This window comes from Terribacillus saccharophilus (genome assembly GCF_002272745.1).
In the GTDB taxonomy this organism is placed as follows: Bacteria; Bacillota; Bacilli; order Bacillales; family Amphibacillaceae; genus Terribacillus; species Terribacillus saccharophilus_B.
In genome coordinates this window covers 1-14,890 of record NZ_NPBD01000007.1, presented here as the reverse complement: position 1 = coordinate 14,890, position 14,890 = coordinate 1, and the positions used below count along the sequence as shown (strand labels likewise).

The window sequence follows — 14,890 nt, the reverse complement described above, 5'->3', positions numbered from 1 at the left end:
TTTAGATATTACTTTCACTCTCAAATGAAACTGATTCCAATATTGCTTTGAAGACTTCCTTATCTTGTTCATATGTCTCATCCATTGTATTGAAAGAGAAAATATATGCTGTTCCATCATGAATGATAGTATTCTGCTGTAACGTGAAGCCGTCCATCATACTGATAAGTTCATTCGTTTCCAAGCTATTAATCTCGTATGTTTCATCGCTAGTATACTCATAGCCGGTTTGCTGTTTTGCTAGTGCAATATACGTTTCCAGTGTAAGATCTGGGAATGTAGAAATGTCCTCTGCTACGACACTGATTGTTGTTGATCCATATTGATAACCAACCATCGGTATGCCCATTTCTTCCATCTTACCTAGAGAAATATAATCAGACGGCAGTTCAAATGAAATCCCTTCAAATGTTACTTTTCCATCTACTGGTTCAGCAGATGAGGTTCCTGCTTCTAATGTGTCAGCTTCCAATGCATCTGTTCCTTCCTCTTGAACAGGAGAATCACTTTCAGGCATTTCTTCACTGTCCTCTTCTGATGCAAAAAAATCATCTGGTTTTGCTGCTTTTTCGTCTTTACTAGTAGATGTATCTGAGTCCGATGATCCTTCATTCTCATTATCAGACGCCGTTTCCGTTGCTTCGCTCTTAGCTTTTTCGTCGCTTGTAGTATCGTCGGTTGCGCTCGTCCCACAGCCACACAGGAATAGGATTAATGCAGCAAATGGCGCAATCAGAATTTTTTTACTCATCTCATCACCTCGCTAAGCTATACCACCTGGTATCAAGAAATAAGCAGATATTGTAATCTTATGTAAAATAAAGGTACTTTCTTCATAAATATGGATTCGGTTCTGATTCTGTTATACTAAGCGTTTTACTTTAAAATATCTGCCAATAGTCTGTGTCGCTTCTGTTCGTCCAAATGCTCAATTTTCTTTTCTGTAGAAAAAGAAAAAAGAGCGCAATATGCGCTCTTATACCAATTTCTGTGTAAGCTCTTTATTACGCTGCTTGAACAATACGTTATGAGAAGAAACCATACCCCAGCTGTCTGCAGCGGGCTCGATAAACTGTTTCGCTTTATTGACAGCATTCGCTGCATCCTGGAAACAGCCGGCAATCAAGGTGACCTTGCCATCATGCTTCAGAATATCTCCTGCAGCAAACAGACCAGGTACAGAGGACTCCCCGCTTGATGTTCCAGCGATATAGTAATTATCCAAAAGCTCAATATCCACTTCGCTGTTTTGAATCAGATCCATATCCCGTTCATAGCCATGATTCACAATTACCTCATCAATTGGCAAGAAAGTAGTCTCGTTGGTATCGTGATTCGTCAGTTCCACACGTTCAATATGTTGCTGGTTCGGACATGCCACGAGTTTCGTAATTGATGTACAAAGGAAACACTTGGCACCGCTGCACTGCAATCGCTCTACTGATGCTTCATGACCTTTCAGCGCCTCATTGCGATATGTAACGTATACCTGTTTCGCGATAGGCTCCAACTCATTTGCCCAATCGACAGCAGAGTTACCGCCACCAGAGATAATGACAGTCTTATCCTTGAAACGCTGCATGTCTTTCACTGTATAGTTAAGATTCGCTACCTCAAACCTTTCACAACCTTCGATAGACAGTTTTTGCGGATTAAGTATTCCCCCGCCGACTGCTACAATGATTGTCTTCGAATAGTGGACTGTACCACTTGCAGCGTGAAGTTCAAAAATACCATCATCGTTCCGCTTGATACTTGTTACTTTCTCGTTCAATACCACTTCCGGATCGAAGGTAAGCGCCTGCTCTGTCAGCTGGTCAATCAGCTTGCCCGCCGGAAGCGGTGGTAATCCGCCCACGTCCCAAATCATCTTTTCCGGATAAACATGGAGCTTACCGCCCAAATAAGGCTGAAACTCGATGATTTTCGTCTTCATTTGCCGTAACCCACTATAGAAAGCAGAATATAATCCCGCTGGACCTCCACCAATGATCGTAACATCATAGAGCAATTCTTCCTGCACACTGACTCCTCCTTTAATCCGATAGTGATAATCATTCTCATTCAAATATACCGGAAAAAATTCTCAAAATCAATGTTGACATACAAATTTTCTGCCTTTATGATGGAATCAAGCGAGATTGATAATCATTCTCATCGTATAACCCTGGTGCCCTGTCCCCCTAACAGGGCACTCCCCCCTATAACATGAGGAGTGACATACATAATGAAAAAGCTATTCCCGTTATTATTTATTTTAGTGCTTGTATTAGCTGCTTGTGGCAGCAATAATTCATCTGGTTCCGAAGAGAAAGCGTCTTCATCCGGAAATGAGAACGAAACCCATACATACGAATCCGAAGATGGCTCAGTTGAGGTGCCCGCTAATCCACAGCGAGTTATAGTTCTTTCCTCTTATGTGGGCGATTTAATCGATTTGGATGTTCAGATTGTCGGAGCAGATGCCTGGTCCATGCAGAATCCACGCTTTAAGGATGCTTTGAAGGATGCAGAGGAAGTAACCGAAGATGATCTTGAGAAGATCATTGAGCTCAAACCGGACTTGATTATAGGCCTTACCGGTTTGAAAAACCTAGAAAAGCTGAAAGAAATTGCACCTACTGTTACGTTCACTTATGGTAAATTGAACTATCTTGATCAGCATGTTGAGATCGGTAAGCTTGTCAATAAAGAGGATGAAGCGCAAGCCTGGGCTGATGATTTTACAAAACGTGCAACAGAAACTGGTGAACAGATTAAGGATAAAATCGGAGCTGACGCAACAGTATCCGTTGTCGAGAACTTCGATAAACAGCTGTACGTGTACGGCGATAACTGGGGACGCGGAACAGAAGTGCTGTACCAGGCAATGGGCTTGAATATGCCGGAGAAAGTGAAAGAGGATGCACTGGAGGCAGGTTACTTCGCATTATCGACAGAAGTATTGCCTGAGTATATGGGTGACTATGTCATTTTCAGCAAATTCGATGATGCAGATACATCTGTCGAAGATTCCGAGTCCTTCCAGAATACGACTGCCGCAAAAAACAATCAGGTATATGAAGTTGATGGAAATGCCTTCTACTTTAACGATTCCAATACACTGGATTATCAGTTAGAATTTATCAAAGAGAGCTTCCTAGGAAAATAGGAAGCTCTTTCCCTTATCCTTACATAGAAAGATGGCTGGCCGATGAAGAACATACCATTTGCTTTGAAACTTGTTATTGGAATCCTATTATCTATCGCAGCATTTGCTGTGGCTTTGTCTCTGGGTGCTGCCGATATTTCCTTACGTGATATCTGGAACGCACTATTCAGTAATCAAACAAATGATGATATTCTGATCATCCGTGAAAACCGGCTGCCGCGCGAAGTTGGAGCCTTTTTTGTTGGAGCAGCTTTAGCTGTGGCGGGTGCCATTATGCAGGGTATGACACGTAATCCGCTCGCAGATCCGGGCCTGCTCGGTTTGACCGCTGGAGCGAATGCAGCGCTGGCAGCTGCTATAGCGTTCATCCCCCAAGCAAATTACATTGTTATTATAATTGCCTGCTTTATCGGTGCTGCTGTTGGCGCCGGTCTTGTATTCGGGATTGGATCACTTCGTCTTGGCGGTCTTTCCCCAATCAAAGTCGTCCTGGCTGGTGCTGCTGTATCCGCCTTATTATATGCGGTATCCGAAGCGATTGGCTTAAGCTTTAAACTGTCTAAACAGGTTTCTGCTTGGACAGCAGGTGGACTTGTCGGTGTTAACTGGACGCAGTTAAAGCTCTTTATTCCAATCATACTGGCAGGAATCATCTTGTCGTTATTTCTTTCGCATCAGCTGACGCTGCTCAGCTTAAGTGATGAAGTAGCTGTGGGCCTTGGTCAGAAGACCTTTGCAATCAAGGCATTATTATTCCTTGTGACTATTCTGCTGGCAGGAGCATCTGTCGCTTTGGTTGGAAACATGACCTTCATCGGTTTAATGATTCCTCATATTGTCCGCTTTTTTGCTGGCACGGATTATCGGTATATACTGCCGTTGTCGTTCTTTGCCGGAGGAACCTTCATGCTGCTCGCTGATACGGCTGCGCGGACGATCAATGCACCTTATGAAACACCACTTGTAGCTATCGTCGCTTCACTTGGTCTGCCATTCTTCTTATTCATCGTCCATCGGGGAGGTCGCGCATACTCATGAAAACTGCAAAGAAAAGCAGACAGGCTATCCTGTTGATTTCTCTTACTGCATTGATCCTTATTACAATCATCATCGGTATGGGGCTTGGACCTGCCTCGTTATCTTATAACCGTTTACTGCCAACGCTATTTGGCAATGGAACTTTCCCTGAATCATTCGTTTTGTTTGATATACGGCTTCCTCGTATTACAGTTACACTGCTTGCCGGAATGGCATTAGCCCTGTCCGGTACAATTCTGCAAGGAATTACGAGGAATGATCTGACAGATCCCGGAATCATCGGTATCAATTCCGGTGCCGGATTAGGTATTGCAGTGTTTTTCTTATTCATGCCAATTGATGCAGGAAGCTTTGCATATGTCCTGCCGCTTGTTGGATTTGTGAGTGCACTTTTGACAGCCATGCTGATTTATCTTTTCTCCTACAGCAAACAGCACGGCCTCCAGCCGGTACGTCTTGTATTGGTCGGTGTCGGTTTTTCCATGGCTTTATCCGGTATGATGATTGTCCTAATATCCTCCGCTGACAGGGAGAAAGTAGATTTTATCGCTAAGTGGCTAGCGGGAAATATTTGGGGTACGGACTGGCCATTCGTCCTTGCACTATTACCGTGGATTCTTATCATCCTGCCGCTTACACTTTATATGGCGAATCGGCTCAATGTATTGGCTCTAAGTGAAGAAGTCGGAGTTGGTATCGGTGTTCAACTGAATCGCGATCGTATCATTCTTATGGTCGCAGCAGTAGCAATTGCTGCAGCGGCTGTATCGGTTGCTGGAGGAATCAGCTTTGTTGGTTTGATGGCACCTCATATCGCACGAGCGCTTGTAGGTGCCAGACATCAGTACGTGCTCCCTGTTGCCTCATTGATCGGCGGCTGGCTGTTACTTCTGGCAGATACGATCGGGCGGAATATAACCACGGTTGATGGACTGCCTGCTGGCATCGTTGTCGCCTTCATAGGCGCTCCTTATTTTCTTTATCTTTTGTTGAAAAAATAAGAGGTACTGCATGCGCAGTACCTCTTTTCTTATTGAGCTGATGCCTCTTTTTCTTTTGCCTCTTTATGCTGTGTATTCAATAACACAAGTCCGACAATAACCAATGCCAAGCCGATAAACTTCATCCAGGAAGCCGATTCTCCAAATACAGTGATTCCAATCATTGCTGTAAGAGCTGTGCCAGCTCCAGACCAAGTCGCGTAAGCAGTAGATAGTGACATGGACTTCAGCGTGAAAGATAAAAATAGGAATGCGCCTAGATATCCGACCACTACGATTATCGACGGAAGTAAGACAGAAAAACCATCTGATACTTTCAGCATAGAAGAAGCGATCGTCTCCAGTACAATTGCTAGTGCAAGAAATATACCTGCTTTCATATTACATCCACCTTCACTTCGATAAATTCATCAATACAAGCCCGACAAGCAGTATGGCGATGCCCAGAACACCCTTTTTATTGACCCTCTCTTTGAAAAGTAATATACCGATCACAACAGTCAAAATGGTCCCAACACCACTCCACGTCGCATAGACAACTCCTAGCGGAAGGGACTGTAATGTGATGGATAGTGCGTAAAAGCTGATGCCATACCCCAGAACAATTCCAATGACTGGCAGCAGGCGTTTAAATCCATCCGATAATTTCAGCATTGTGGAGCTGAATACTTCGAATAAGATGGATGCAGCCAAGAATAAATAAGACATATTAATCCCCCTCTCCCTTGTCTATACGTGCTAGCAGATTGTGCAATAAGTCCGCAGCAATGGCAGATGTGCTTGTTGTGCCAGCCATTTCATTGAACCAAAGGCCATCACAAACATAGCGAATGGTGGCAGCTTCTTCCCAATCCAACCCATCTTGGTCAAACTGCTCCTGCCATCTCGCATAGCCTTCTTTCCAAATTGCCATGATTTCTGGGTGGTCACTGAAGATAGAAATAAGTGCACTGCTGCGATGTGTGCCGCCTTTTTGGATATCTTCTATTGTTGCTAATGCATATGCCCTTGCATACGCGCCTCTTCCATTTGGTTGTTTATTTAGATATTGGACAATTGCCTCATCAAATTCCCTGAGGGCAGCTACATTCAACTCCTGAAACAATGCTTCCTTTGTGCCGTAATGATACAGCAAGCCACCTTTGCTGATTTCCGCACGCTTAGCTATCTTCTCGAGTGTGACGTTACTGACGCCCTCTTCCAGGATAAGCACAGCTGCTGCATCCAGGATTTTATCTTGTGTCTTCATTTTATCTCTCCTAACCGTCCAGACGGTACAGTATTAAGATAACACCTTCATTTGCTTTTGACAAATCAAATAAAACCGCACAAGAAATCGACAAGAAGACATGGCACACCATCTGCCTATCAACTTCTATAACGACACTAAAGTACTTAAAAAATATTTCATAAACCTAATAGAGACACCTGTCCTATTTTTACTTATATAAGGACTTTTATCTAGTTAAAACAGGGACATCTATTCTAGTTTCCGAAAAAATAGGTTTTTCATAGCTGTAATCTACCCACTACAATATTGCATTTCCTCATAGTCTACACTATACGAATGAAAAACTTATTAAAGAAGGAGGCTGGCCATTCATGGATGAGAATTTCAAAAAAAAATTCATGGAAGCTGCTGGAAGCAATCCTAAGGGATCCATTATGGATTTACTGCTAACGGATGTTCTAGCAAAGCATGGGGTATCCGATAATGCTCTACGGAACCTTTCCCCTGAAAGAAAAAATCAAATCAAGAAGATTTCTGACGAACTTCAGTTAGAACTTAAACGAATACTAGATTAAGGAGGTGATATAGATGAGTGATGTTTGGCGTCCAGATAATAATCAAAAGTGGAGTGCTCTAGATCCAAGAACTGCAAAAAACTTCTCTGACCCTGATGTGAATCAAGAAGCTAGACAAAAATCCGTAACAGAACAGTTTTCTAAGGAAAGTATCTATGTTATCGATTCTGTAGATGTAGAAGTATCAACAACTGACACGCAAGCGGCTCTGACTATTCAAGCGGCTTTGCAAGCAGCTATTGCAGTCATCTTGAATATCTCTATTGCAGATAGCAGCAGATCAGATCAGATTGCCCAGGAACTCTTCCAGAAAGCTACTGTAAAACAGAAAAATGTTCAAAAGACCTTTGTGAAAAATTCCCGTAATGTTAGAGTAACAACCACAGATACTGATATAGCTGTAAATGTTCAATTGCTTGTTCAATTGCTAGTGGCACTACTTGTAAGAGTAGATATCCTGTAAGTCCTAAGGAGCCGAGTGCACTGCTCGGCTCTATTTCTTTACATAGTATAGAATTATTTCACATAATTTTTTGCCATGTTATTTTATTTACTTGATATACTATTCAACACGTAAATGATGCTGCATCTGCAGCACCTAGTTTTATTATTATTTATTCTTTTGATAGTGATTTTTTTCTTATACCTACAAGAAATAACGTTGTTGATAGTATACTCAACGCGCGATAAAACAATATTAAAATAACAAAATCAAATTTGCTTTCCAGCATAAAAGGACCCTTTTTAAAGGGAAAGTAAATCTGCTCACTAATTTGTCATGTAATTAAGATAATGTCGATTGTAATCGTTATCATTTTCCTATACTATAGACCTAGATAGTTTATCCTTTTTAAGGAATAGGTGGTCCTGATGCAGATCAAGCAAGTGTTGAATAATAACGTCATCACCGTCTTGGACGAGCAGGAGCAAGAGCTTGTCATCATGGGGCGTGGAATTGCCTTTGGCTGTAAAGCTGGCGATGAAGTGGATGAAACGAGGATTGAAAAGACATTCAAGCTCGATGATAAGGAAATGAACAAACGACTGATGGAATTATTATCTGAGATTCCGCTTTCCTTTGTCGAAGTATCTGAAGAGATTATCCAATATGCCAAGCAACACACAAATAAGAAAATACATGACAATATCTATGTCAGCCTAACTGATCATATCTACTATGCGGTTGAAAGATTCAAGCAGGGAATCGATATTAAGAATGCAATGCTTTGGGAAACCAAACGATTTTATCCAGATGAATATCGTATCGGACAGCATGCGCTTTCGATTATTGCGGAAAAAGTCGGCATCATTCTGCCTGAGGACGAAGCAGGCTTCATTGCCTTGCATATCGTCAATGCTCAAATGAATGAAGACATGCCAGTAATGATCAATATTACGAAGTTCATCCAGGATGTCCTTCATATTGTTAAATTCCATTTTGGTATCGAATACGATGAAGAGTCGCTAGCCTACTACCGATTTGTTACACACTTGAAGTTCTTTGCCCAGAGGATCTTGAATCACCGCAAACAAAAGGACGAAGATAATAGCTTATTCGAAATGGTAAAGACCAATTATAGTAAAGCCTTTGCATGTGCGCAGAAGGTCCAGTCCTACATCCAAAAGATGTACCAGGAGCAGCTGACCAATGAAGATTTACTTTACCTGACGATCCATATTCACCGAATCGTTCAAAAGAAAGAGGAATACAGATAGAGCCAGCCGTCACCGGCTGGCTCTATTGCTGTTTTTATAGATCATCGAATCCGTTCAAATCACTTGTTTTCGTGTACTGACGGGATTTTTGTTCAAAGAAATCGGATTTCGTACCATTGAAGTTATCCGTGTAGGCACGAATCCATTTCATCGGGTTCTTTTCGTAGCCTTCGTAAATTTCGCTCAGTCCAAGCATACGAAGCATTTTATTCGCACGATATTTCACGTAGCCTTCCATGTCATCCAGGTTGATTCCATCGATACCGTCCAATACATAACGGCTCCAGCGCGCTTCTTGCTCTACTGAATGACGGAATTGATCATATACCCACTCAATGAATTCGTCGTTATTGTACTCTGGATTTTCCGCTAGTGTCGCACGGAACAATTCACTGATAAAACGACCATGATGCAGTTCATCCCGGTTGATGTAGGAAATCATCGTCGATGTACCGACCATTTTCTGATTACGCGCCAAGTTATAGAAGAACGCGAATCCACTATAGAAGAATAATCCTTCCAAAAGTGTAGAGTACACCATTGCTTTTAGCACTGTCTCAATTGTCGGATTTTGGGCGAATTCGTTATATACAGCTGCGATTCTTTCGTTCCGTTCCAATAAAACCTTATCCGTACGTCCTTCGTTAAAGGACGTAATTTGGTTATCGTAATTTGTAACTGAAGCAAGTACATACGTATAGCTATGGTTATGCTCGCTTTCCTGATCAGCAATTGTTGCTAAAATCGATTTTACACTTGGGTCTGTCGAATAAGCAGCTATTTTAGAGGCGATATCCGTTTGAGGACCGTCCAATGTCGCCAGCAAACCGATAATTTTCAGGAATGCTGTCCGCTCCTGATCGGATAGATTCGCAAATTGCTTCGTATCTGCCACCATATTCACTTCATTGGCAGTCCAGAACAAACCGCGAATCGTTTTGCGCAGTTCATAGAAATGCGGGTAAGCAACGTTATCCCAATGTAGGATTCCGCTTGCATCTCCGTTAAATAATGCAGTTGATTTATTTGGATTCGTCGGCTCCAAAACGGTAGCCTTCATCAATTTAGACATTCCAATACTCCTCTCGTCCATTTCAATACTTCTTCTTCCTGTGATCCTCTTGGTGATTGTTCTATTTTGAGCGGGGCAATTGGCGAATGATAGAATTTGGCTAGCTTGTCCGCTGCCATGCAAAACATATCATCACCGCCAAACTGCGTATCACCAGTGCCGAAAACGAACACATTCTCCGGCTTATATCCAACATCCGCCACAAAATCCTTCACATCGAATGGGGTATCACCTGATCCCCATGTATACGTACCAATCAGCATAGCATCATAATCTGGCACATGAGGAAACGGCTCATTGCCATTCATGCAATAAAGCGTCACGTCCTGCTGCTTATGTGTCAGTTCATCCGCAATAAGCTTTGCAACTTCCTTCGTATTACCGCTAACGGAAGCATAGGCGATGAGTAAGTTTTTTGTTTTTTTCGGGTTCGACATTATTGCAGATCCTCTTTCAGAAAGTACCTTCATAAAAGTCAGTCCCATCATTTTATCATAATCCGAGTCTCTTCGATACTGTAAGCTGTTCCCTTACCACAGCAAATTAAACTATATATAGATATCGCGACCTTATATTAACACACATATAGTGTCTATTTAGTTTACTTTTGTGAACATATTGTTTACAGGATTAAATTAAGCACCTTGATCAGCTGTATCCCTATTCATTATATTCTTAGCATCATTAAAAAACCGGCTGGCAGGTGCCAACCGGTTCATCTCCCAAACTTCTAAGTGGCTATTACCCAAAGTAAAGGTAGACTTTTTATTTAAGTTTGAATTCAGCTTTCTTTCCTTTGGAAATATCCTCTGAATTTTCATCATACAAAGGTCCAAGTTCGATATCGAACGCTTTATCTTTCCATATCTTGTCGTACTGCTCTTTATCAAGTACATATACCTGAAGCAATTCACCAGAGTCACCAGCTGCAATGCTTTGCTGGTACTCATAAGGAGATAGCATACGTTCGCTCATTTGATACTGCGAACTATCATTTACATAAAGATTGGATGCAATGTTATCCAATCCGATATTGTCTGGTCCTTTGTTATCGACGTTGAATTTAACAGTCAGCAGGACGACCCCATTTTGGAAATTCTCAAAGCGAGGTGCTTCATATTCATTTGGTGTAAAATCTGTGAACTGATAGCCATCCAATGTAATGGTTGAATCACCCAGATCCTTACTTTGCCCGATGCCTTCCTTCTCCTCAATCATTGTTTTTTCACCCATATTATCAACAGAAATTGCATCCTGGTAAAACTCTGCATTTGCTTTTGTTTGTTCTGCTCCTGCTTCATCGAAGTTGATAGTGAACTTGCCAGGCTGTCCGATTGCGTTCCCGAAATCATCAGGCTTAGCTTGTGCAGCCGGAACTTCGATTAAAGCTGAGCCTTCCGTCATTACTGTTTCAAGTTCAGATGTACCGAACGGATATGCTATGTAACCAGTTACTGATTCTCCGGCTCCAAGCGCATATTTATCATCTGGATGCAGTTTATTGAAAAGCTGTTGATCCTCTGGAACAATTTCACCGTAATCGCTGTTATACACTTGTCCGCTGGAATACGTCAAATCAATCTTAGGCATATAATATACTTCCGTATCTGTGTCATTCGTTACGGTGTACTTAGCAAGAACGACAGCACCATTTGTCTCGTCATCAAAAGGAATACTGTAATCTGTATGGAAATCCTTTAAACCGACAAGGGAGTATGCATCCAAAGAGACTGTGACACCTTCCATTTCATGTGTTTGTGGTTCAGAGACTTCATAAAAAACAGTTGTTTCCTCCGCATCCATAGTTGTTTTCATATAATCAATAAGTTCTGTGAAATCTGCAGATTCGGAATCAGCTGCCGCTGCTTCTTTATTATCAGAAGAGTCTTTCTCTGCTTTTACTTCCGTATTATCTTCACTGTCTGCTGCTTTAGATGCTGCTGGTTTTTCTTCTGTGCTTGTTTTCTCACTGTCACTTCCGCAACCACTAATAATAAATACAGAAAGAATCGCGCCAAAGAGTAGCATTAATTTTTTATTCAATTTTTCATCCTCCATTCAAAACTTCTGTTAATTAGCGTAACATGTTCTATATTCTTACAATATCGGCATTTAGTAGTAAATTTCGTTTTATAGCACCTTTCTTTTCCAGGACTCCTTATGTATTACAGTATAAAGGACCTAAATCGCTCTATGATGCTTCATATCAATGTTTTTCACCCTTATCCACCACTTCAACAAACTACATTAATTAGAAAAAAGGAGATCGCGTATGCAATCTCCTTTTTCATAACTATATTCGAAGGATAAACCAACTTCCTCCAAGCTATACGCTCTTTCTATTCCATATTCGCAGTTGTCTAATACCTGTACTTCATCCTAAGTCGGAACAATAACTCCTTCATACACATAAGGCACGCCATTTCGAAGAAGGCTCTCAATTCCACCCGGATGGTACGTCATCACTTCATCCGCTTCGGAATAAGACTTCCATACAGCTTCGGCTATTTTTTCTGTATCCTGAATCAGAATTTCTCCATTAATCCGCTTAGCTTTAAACGTCACAAAGGTAACATGTTCATTTTTCACTTGTAATTTAGCCTCATTCACAGCAAGGATAGTTGTTACTTCTACATCCAAGCCTGTTTCTTCCTTTGCTTCCCGTACTGCAGCTTCGGCCAATGATTCGCTTGGTTCGACTAAGCCGCCTGGTAATGTCCAACTGCCGTTCTTTTTATTATGTACCATAAGAACTTGCTGTGTCTCTTCACTATGAATCAATGCGTAGGCTACTCGTACTTCTTTCATCTCCATACCTCCTCTATTCTCTATCTCCAGTATATACCAATAGACGTTTCCCTGTTGACAACAATAAAAGAAACTCATATAGTTTAGTTTAGTTAACTTAATTTATGAGGTGCTTAACGATGAAGGCTTTATTTAAGAACAAACAATTCAGCTGGCTTCTCTTTTCCGAACTCTTTACGGTCTTGAGTTTCTCCATGTATATGATTACAGTGTCCTGGTATGTGGTTGATGTGCTGCATCACCCTCAGTATCTTGGCTTAGTAATGGCAGCTGCTTCGATACCGCGTATGATCACAATGATAATTGGCGGTGTACTTGCTGATCGCATACAGAAATCAAAGATTTTGTTCAGTACTCAATTGCTAAAGGGAGTTTTACTAGGTATCCTGCTTTGGAGCGTAATGGATGATTCCTTAACTTTAGCTCTACTCCTGATTGTGTCCTTTTTCATCGGCTGTTTGGATGGTTTTTTCTTCCCAGCTCTTTCGTCTTTAATACCGAGTATTGTTTCTCAGAAACAATTGCAGCCTGCCAATACACTTATTCATAGCTCTCAGGAACTGCTCTATTTAATTGGTCCAGTTGCTGCCGGAGCCATCTTGCATTATTACAATTTCAGCGCTACTTTTGCTGTCAGCATTGCAGCTACTTTAATAGGAGCTTGTTTTGTTTTCCCAGCTTTTATTAAGGATGCAAAACCAGATAAACACAAAGAAAAAACTTCATTTATTACGGAATTTAAAGAAGGATATCGTTATCTGCGATCCTCTTCTATTTATATATCTGCAATAAGCATTATTATCATCGTGAATTTCTTTGTTTTCGGTCCGATGTTCCTTAGCTTGCCTATCCTGGCTGAAGAACTTGGCGGCAGCGCTTTGGATCTTAGCTTTCTAGAGGCTGGTTTCTCTGTTGGTTCCCTAACAGCCACTATCTTCCTACTTTTTTTCACACTAAAAAAGAACCGTGGAAGGCTAATTCTTATATTCCTGATTGCCAGTGTTTTAGCTCTTGGATTCTTTAGTCAAATCCCAAGTTTACATTGGCTGATCCCGGTTGCAGCAGTGATTGGATTTTTCGGTTTTATAACGTACATTCCGACTGATGTCATCATTCAGGAGAAAACAGATCCTGCGATGATGGGAAGGGTCATGAGTATCGTATTCTTGGCTTCCACAGCATTTGACCCTATTTCTCAAACCCTGTTCAGTTCCCTGATGAGCGCTGGTTTTTCTGCACGTATTCTGCTTGCCGCATTTGCCGGTGCTGGATTACTTATGGCAGCCCTAGTATTTGCAAAAGCTAAAAAATGGCGTAATATGCAATAAAAGAAGTTGTTTTGGAAGGAACGATGCATATGAGCCGTTCGTATAAGGAAATTATCCGAAGAATGAATGAAGCCTATGAGGAGTTTGGCATTCTTATCTCCCAAGAGACAAAGAAACTTGATGAGCTGGATTTAACTGTTCAGCAAGAATACATGCTGTCTTATATCCAGAGAAACAAACAAACTACCGCCAATGATATTGCAGCAGATTTCGGTATCTCCAAAAGTGCTGTTAGCCAAGTGCTATCTAAACTGGAGAAAAGAGATATGATTACGAAGCAAGCTAACCCTACAAATAAACGGGAATACTTTTTAGCTCTTGGTAACAACGGTCGAGAATATATGGATAGTCTCAAGCAATTAGATGAGATACTCATCGATAAATATTATTCCAAAATCGACCTTGAGGAGTTGCATCAAATGACAGAAACCATGGTGCGGATCAACAACGTCATACGAGAACAAAAGAAATAGAGGTGTCACCTTTTTGGTGACACCTCTATTTTTAACTTAAACGAATGATAGTCAGTGATGCTCCTGTAGAGCCACCGCCATTAAGAATGGCTGTTCCTACTAATCCAAAGAGTTGAACTGCGACTGTATTGCCAGCGGTAAGGTTTACAATTACATTACCTTGATAGTTGGAAATCGATACAGCAGGGGCTATTACCGTGCCAGCAACCTGCGCACCGTTTACCACGACACGTGATGAAATTAGAAGTGCTGCAGTGGTATTAATTTGATACGCAATATAATATCTTCCCGTGACTGGTACCGTAAATGTAGCAGCTCCCGCATTATAAGTGAATCCATCTAAGTTCTGAGCACTCGGTAAAGGTATGTTAGTACCGCCGAGTAGAACAAGAATTGTACTACCAATTGTATTAGCCGCATACATAGAAGATGCTGTTACAACCTCTCCGGTAGCTCCGGTAAGTCCGGTTTCTCCTGTCGCTCCGGTAATTCCCGTT

General features: G+C 41.5%; 18 protein-coding genes. 8 read left to right on the top strand and 10 right to left on the bottom strand.

Annotated features, from left to right (window positions below; translation table 11 throughout):
* Nucleotide 1: 1 nt before the first annotated feature.
* Entirely contained in the window at nucleotides 2-751 is a 750-nt protein-coding gene (locus CHH58_RS07420) for a hypothetical protein (RefSeq protein ID WP_095262269.1), read from the bottom strand.
* Nucleotides 752-976: 225 nt separating this feature from the next.
* Nucleotides 977-2,023 (bottom strand): NAD(P)/FAD-dependent oxidoreductase, encoded by a 1,047-nt coding sequence (locus CHH58_RS07415; protein ID WP_095227217.1) that lies wholly within the window; start codon nucleotides 2,021-2,023, stop codon nucleotides 977-979.
* A gap of 204 nt (nucleotides 2,024-2,227) precedes the next feature.
* On the opposite strand from CHH58_RS07415, the gene CHH58_RS07410 reads away from it, so the two are divergent.
* Genes CHH58_RS07410 through CHH58_RS07400 form a run of 3 tightly spaced genes read left to right on the top strand, consistent with a single transcriptional unit; the run spans nucleotide 2,228 to nucleotide 5,190 of the window.
* Nucleotides 2,228-3,151, top strand: a complete 924-nt coding sequence (locus tag CHH58_RS07410; protein WP_095227216.1) for an iron-hydroxamate ABC transporter substrate-binding protein — start codon at nucleotides 2,228-2,230, stop codon at nucleotides 3,149-3,151.
* Nucleotides 3,152-3,193: 42 nt separating this feature from the next.
* Nucleotides 3,194-4,189 carry a FecCD family ABC transporter permease gene (locus CHH58_RS07405; RefSeq protein ID WP_095262268.1) on the top strand — a complete coding sequence of 332 codons (996 nt, stop codon included), beginning with the start codon at nucleotides 3,194-3,196 and terminating at the stop codon, nucleotides 4,187-4,189.
* The gene (locus tag CHH58_RS07400; protein ID WP_095227214.1) at nucleotides 4,186-5,190 is read left to right on the top strand and encodes a FecCD family ABC transporter permease; all 1,005 of its coding nucleotides are present in this window, start codon (nucleotides 4,186-4,188) and stop codon (nucleotides 5,188-5,190) included. The genes CHH58_RS07405 and CHH58_RS07400 overlap by 4 nt, the downstream gene beginning before the upstream one ends.
* 29 nt (nucleotides 5,191-5,219) lie before the next feature.
* Here CHH58_RS07400 and CHH58_RS07395 read toward each other — a convergent pair whose 3' ends face one another.
* The 3 genes from CHH58_RS07395 to CHH58_RS07385 are packed head-to-tail and all read right to left on the bottom strand — an operon-like array spanning nucleotide 5,220 to nucleotide 6,439.
* Nucleotides 5,220-5,570, bottom strand: a complete 351-nt coding sequence (locus CHH58_RS07395) for a DMT family transporter (RefSeq protein WP_095227213.1) — start codon at nucleotides 5,568-5,570, stop codon at nucleotides 5,220-5,222.
* Nucleotides 5,571-5,583: 13 nt separating this feature from the next.
* The gene (locus tag CHH58_RS07390) at nucleotides 5,584-5,904 is read right to left on the bottom strand and encodes a DMT family transporter (protein ID WP_141234972.1); all 321 of its coding nucleotides are present in this window, start codon (nucleotides 5,902-5,904) and stop codon (nucleotides 5,584-5,586) included.
* Nucleotides 5,900-6,439, bottom strand: coding sequence for a TetR/AcrR family transcriptional regulator (locus CHH58_RS07385; RefSeq protein WP_095262267.1), 540 nt, complete (start codon nucleotides 6,437-6,439; stop codon nucleotides 5,900-5,902). The genes CHH58_RS07390 and CHH58_RS07385 overlap by 5 nt, the downstream gene beginning before the upstream one ends.
* Nucleotides 6,440-6,792: 353 nt before the next feature.
* On the opposite strand from CHH58_RS07385, the gene CHH58_RS07380 reads away from it, so the two are divergent.
* The 3 genes from CHH58_RS07380 (at nucleotide 6,793) to licT (ending at nucleotide 8,712) form a co-directional block, all read left to right on the top strand.
* Nucleotides 6,793-6,996 carry a spore coat protein gene (locus CHH58_RS07380; protein WP_249275063.1) on the top strand — a complete coding sequence of 68 codons (204 nt, stop codon included), beginning with the start codon at nucleotides 6,793-6,795 and terminating at the stop codon, nucleotides 6,994-6,996.
* A gap of 13 nt (nucleotides 6,997-7,009) precedes the next feature.
* On the top strand, nucleotides 7,010-7,459 hold the full coding sequence (locus CHH58_RS07375; protein ID WP_095231976.1) for a spore coat protein: 450 nt from the start codon (nucleotides 7,010-7,012) through the stop codon (nucleotides 7,457-7,459).
* Between the two features lie 407 nt (nucleotides 7,460-7,866).
* Complete coding sequence (licT, locus tag CHH58_RS07370; protein ID WP_095231975.1) at nucleotides 7,867-8,712, top strand: BglG family transcription antiterminator LicT; 846 nt, start codon at nucleotides 7,867-7,869, stop codon at nucleotides 8,710-8,712.
* A 34-nt stretch (nucleotides 8,713-8,746) separates the two neighbouring features.
* Here licT and CHH58_RS07365 read toward each other — a convergent pair whose 3' ends face one another.
* The 4 genes from CHH58_RS07365 to CHH58_RS07350 form a co-directional block, all read right to left on the bottom strand.
* Nucleotides 8,747-9,784, bottom strand: a complete 1,038-nt coding sequence (locus tag CHH58_RS07365) for a ribonucleotide-diphosphate reductase subunit beta (RefSeq protein WP_095227207.1) — start codon at nucleotides 9,782-9,784, stop codon at nucleotides 8,747-8,749.
* Nucleotides 9,772-10,221 carry a flavodoxin gene (locus tag CHH58_RS07360; protein WP_095227206.1) on the bottom strand — a complete coding sequence of 150 codons (450 nt, stop codon included), beginning with the start codon at nucleotides 10,219-10,221 and terminating at the stop codon, nucleotides 9,772-9,774. The genes CHH58_RS07365 and CHH58_RS07360 overlap by 13 nt, the downstream gene beginning before the upstream one ends.
* A gap of 328 nt (nucleotides 10,222-10,549) precedes the next feature.
* Entirely contained in the window at nucleotides 10,550-11,827 is a 1,278-nt protein-coding gene (locus CHH58_RS07355; RefSeq protein WP_249275062.1) for a DUF5068 domain-containing protein, read from the bottom strand.
* A 336-nt stretch (nucleotides 11,828-12,163) separates the two neighbouring features.
* Nucleotides 12,164-12,592, bottom strand: coding sequence for an NUDIX hydrolase (locus CHH58_RS07350; protein WP_095231974.1), 429 nt, complete (start codon nucleotides 12,590-12,592; stop codon nucleotides 12,164-12,166).
* A 119-nt stretch (nucleotides 12,593-12,711) separates the two neighbouring features.
* Here CHH58_RS07350 and CHH58_RS07345 point away from each other — a divergent pair, with 119 nt between their 5' ends.
* Entirely contained in the window at nucleotides 12,712-13,920 is a 1,209-nt protein-coding gene (locus CHH58_RS07345) for an MFS transporter (protein ID WP_170937553.1), read from the top strand.
* Between the two features lie 29 nt (nucleotides 13,921-13,949).
* On the top strand, nucleotides 13,950-14,393 hold the full coding sequence (locus CHH58_RS07340; RefSeq protein ID WP_093880965.1) for a MarR family winged helix-turn-helix transcriptional regulator: 444 nt from the start codon (nucleotides 13,950-13,952) through the stop codon (nucleotides 14,391-14,393).
* Nucleotides 14,394-14,424: 31 nt separating this feature from the next.
* Here the strand turns inward: CHH58_RS07340 and CHH58_RS07335 are convergent.
* On the bottom strand, nucleotides 14,425-14,890 hold a 466-nt coding region (locus tag CHH58_RS07335; protein ID WP_430980831.1), incomplete at its 5' end, for a BclA C-terminal domain-containing protein.

Coding starts and splice junctions, on each gene's coding strand:
- CHH58_RS07375 (WP_095231976.1), top strand. CDS start 7,010: ATGAGTGATGTTTGGCGTCCAGATAATAATCAAAAGTGGAGTGCTCTA.
- CHH58_RS07345 (WP_170937553.1), top strand. CDS start 12,712: ATGAAGGCTTTATTTAAGAACAAACAATTCAGCTGGCTTCTCTTTTCC.
- CHH58_RS07400 (WP_095227214.1), top strand. CDS start 4,186: ATGAAAACTGCAAAGAAAAGCAGACAGGCTATCCTGTTGATTTCTCTT.
- CHH58_RS07420 (WP_095262269.1), bottom strand. CDS start 751: ATGAGTAAAAAAATTCTGATTGCGCCATTTGCTGCATTAATCCTATTC.
- CHH58_RS07405 (WP_095262268.1), top strand. CDS start 3,194: ATGAAGAACATACCATTTGCTTTGAAACTTGTTATTGGAATCCTATTA.
- licT (WP_095231975.1), top strand. CDS start 7,867: ATGCAGATCAAGCAAGTGTTGAATAATAACGTCATCACCGTCTTGGAC.
- CHH58_RS07385 (WP_095262267.1), bottom strand. CDS start 6,439: ATGAAGACACAAGATAAAATCCTGGATGCAGCAGCTGTGCTTATCCTG.
- CHH58_RS07380 (WP_249275063.1), top strand. CDS start 6,793: ATGGATGAGAATTTCAAAAAAAAATTCATGGAAGCTGCTGGAAGCAAT.
- CHH58_RS07340 (WP_093880965.1), top strand. CDS start 13,950: ATGAGCCGTTCGTATAAGGAAATTATCCGAAGAATGAATGAAGCCTAT.
- CHH58_RS07360 (WP_095227206.1), bottom strand. CDS start 10,221: ATGTCGAACCCGAAAAAAACAAAAAACTTACTCATCGCCTATGCTTCC.
- CHH58_RS07410 (WP_095227216.1), top strand. CDS start 2,228: ATGAAAAAGCTATTCCCGTTATTATTTATTTTAGTGCTTGTATTAGCT.
- CHH58_RS07350 (WP_095231974.1), bottom strand. CDS start 12,592: ATGAAAGAAGTACGAGTAGCCTACGCATTGATTCATAGTGAAGAGACA.
- CHH58_RS07395 (WP_095227213.1), bottom strand. CDS start 5,570: ATGAAAGCAGGTATATTTCTTGCACTAGCAATTGTACTGGAGACGATC.
- CHH58_RS07365 (WP_095227207.1), bottom strand. CDS start 9,784: ATGTCTAAATTGATGAAGGCTACCGTTTTGGAGCCGACGAATCCAAAT.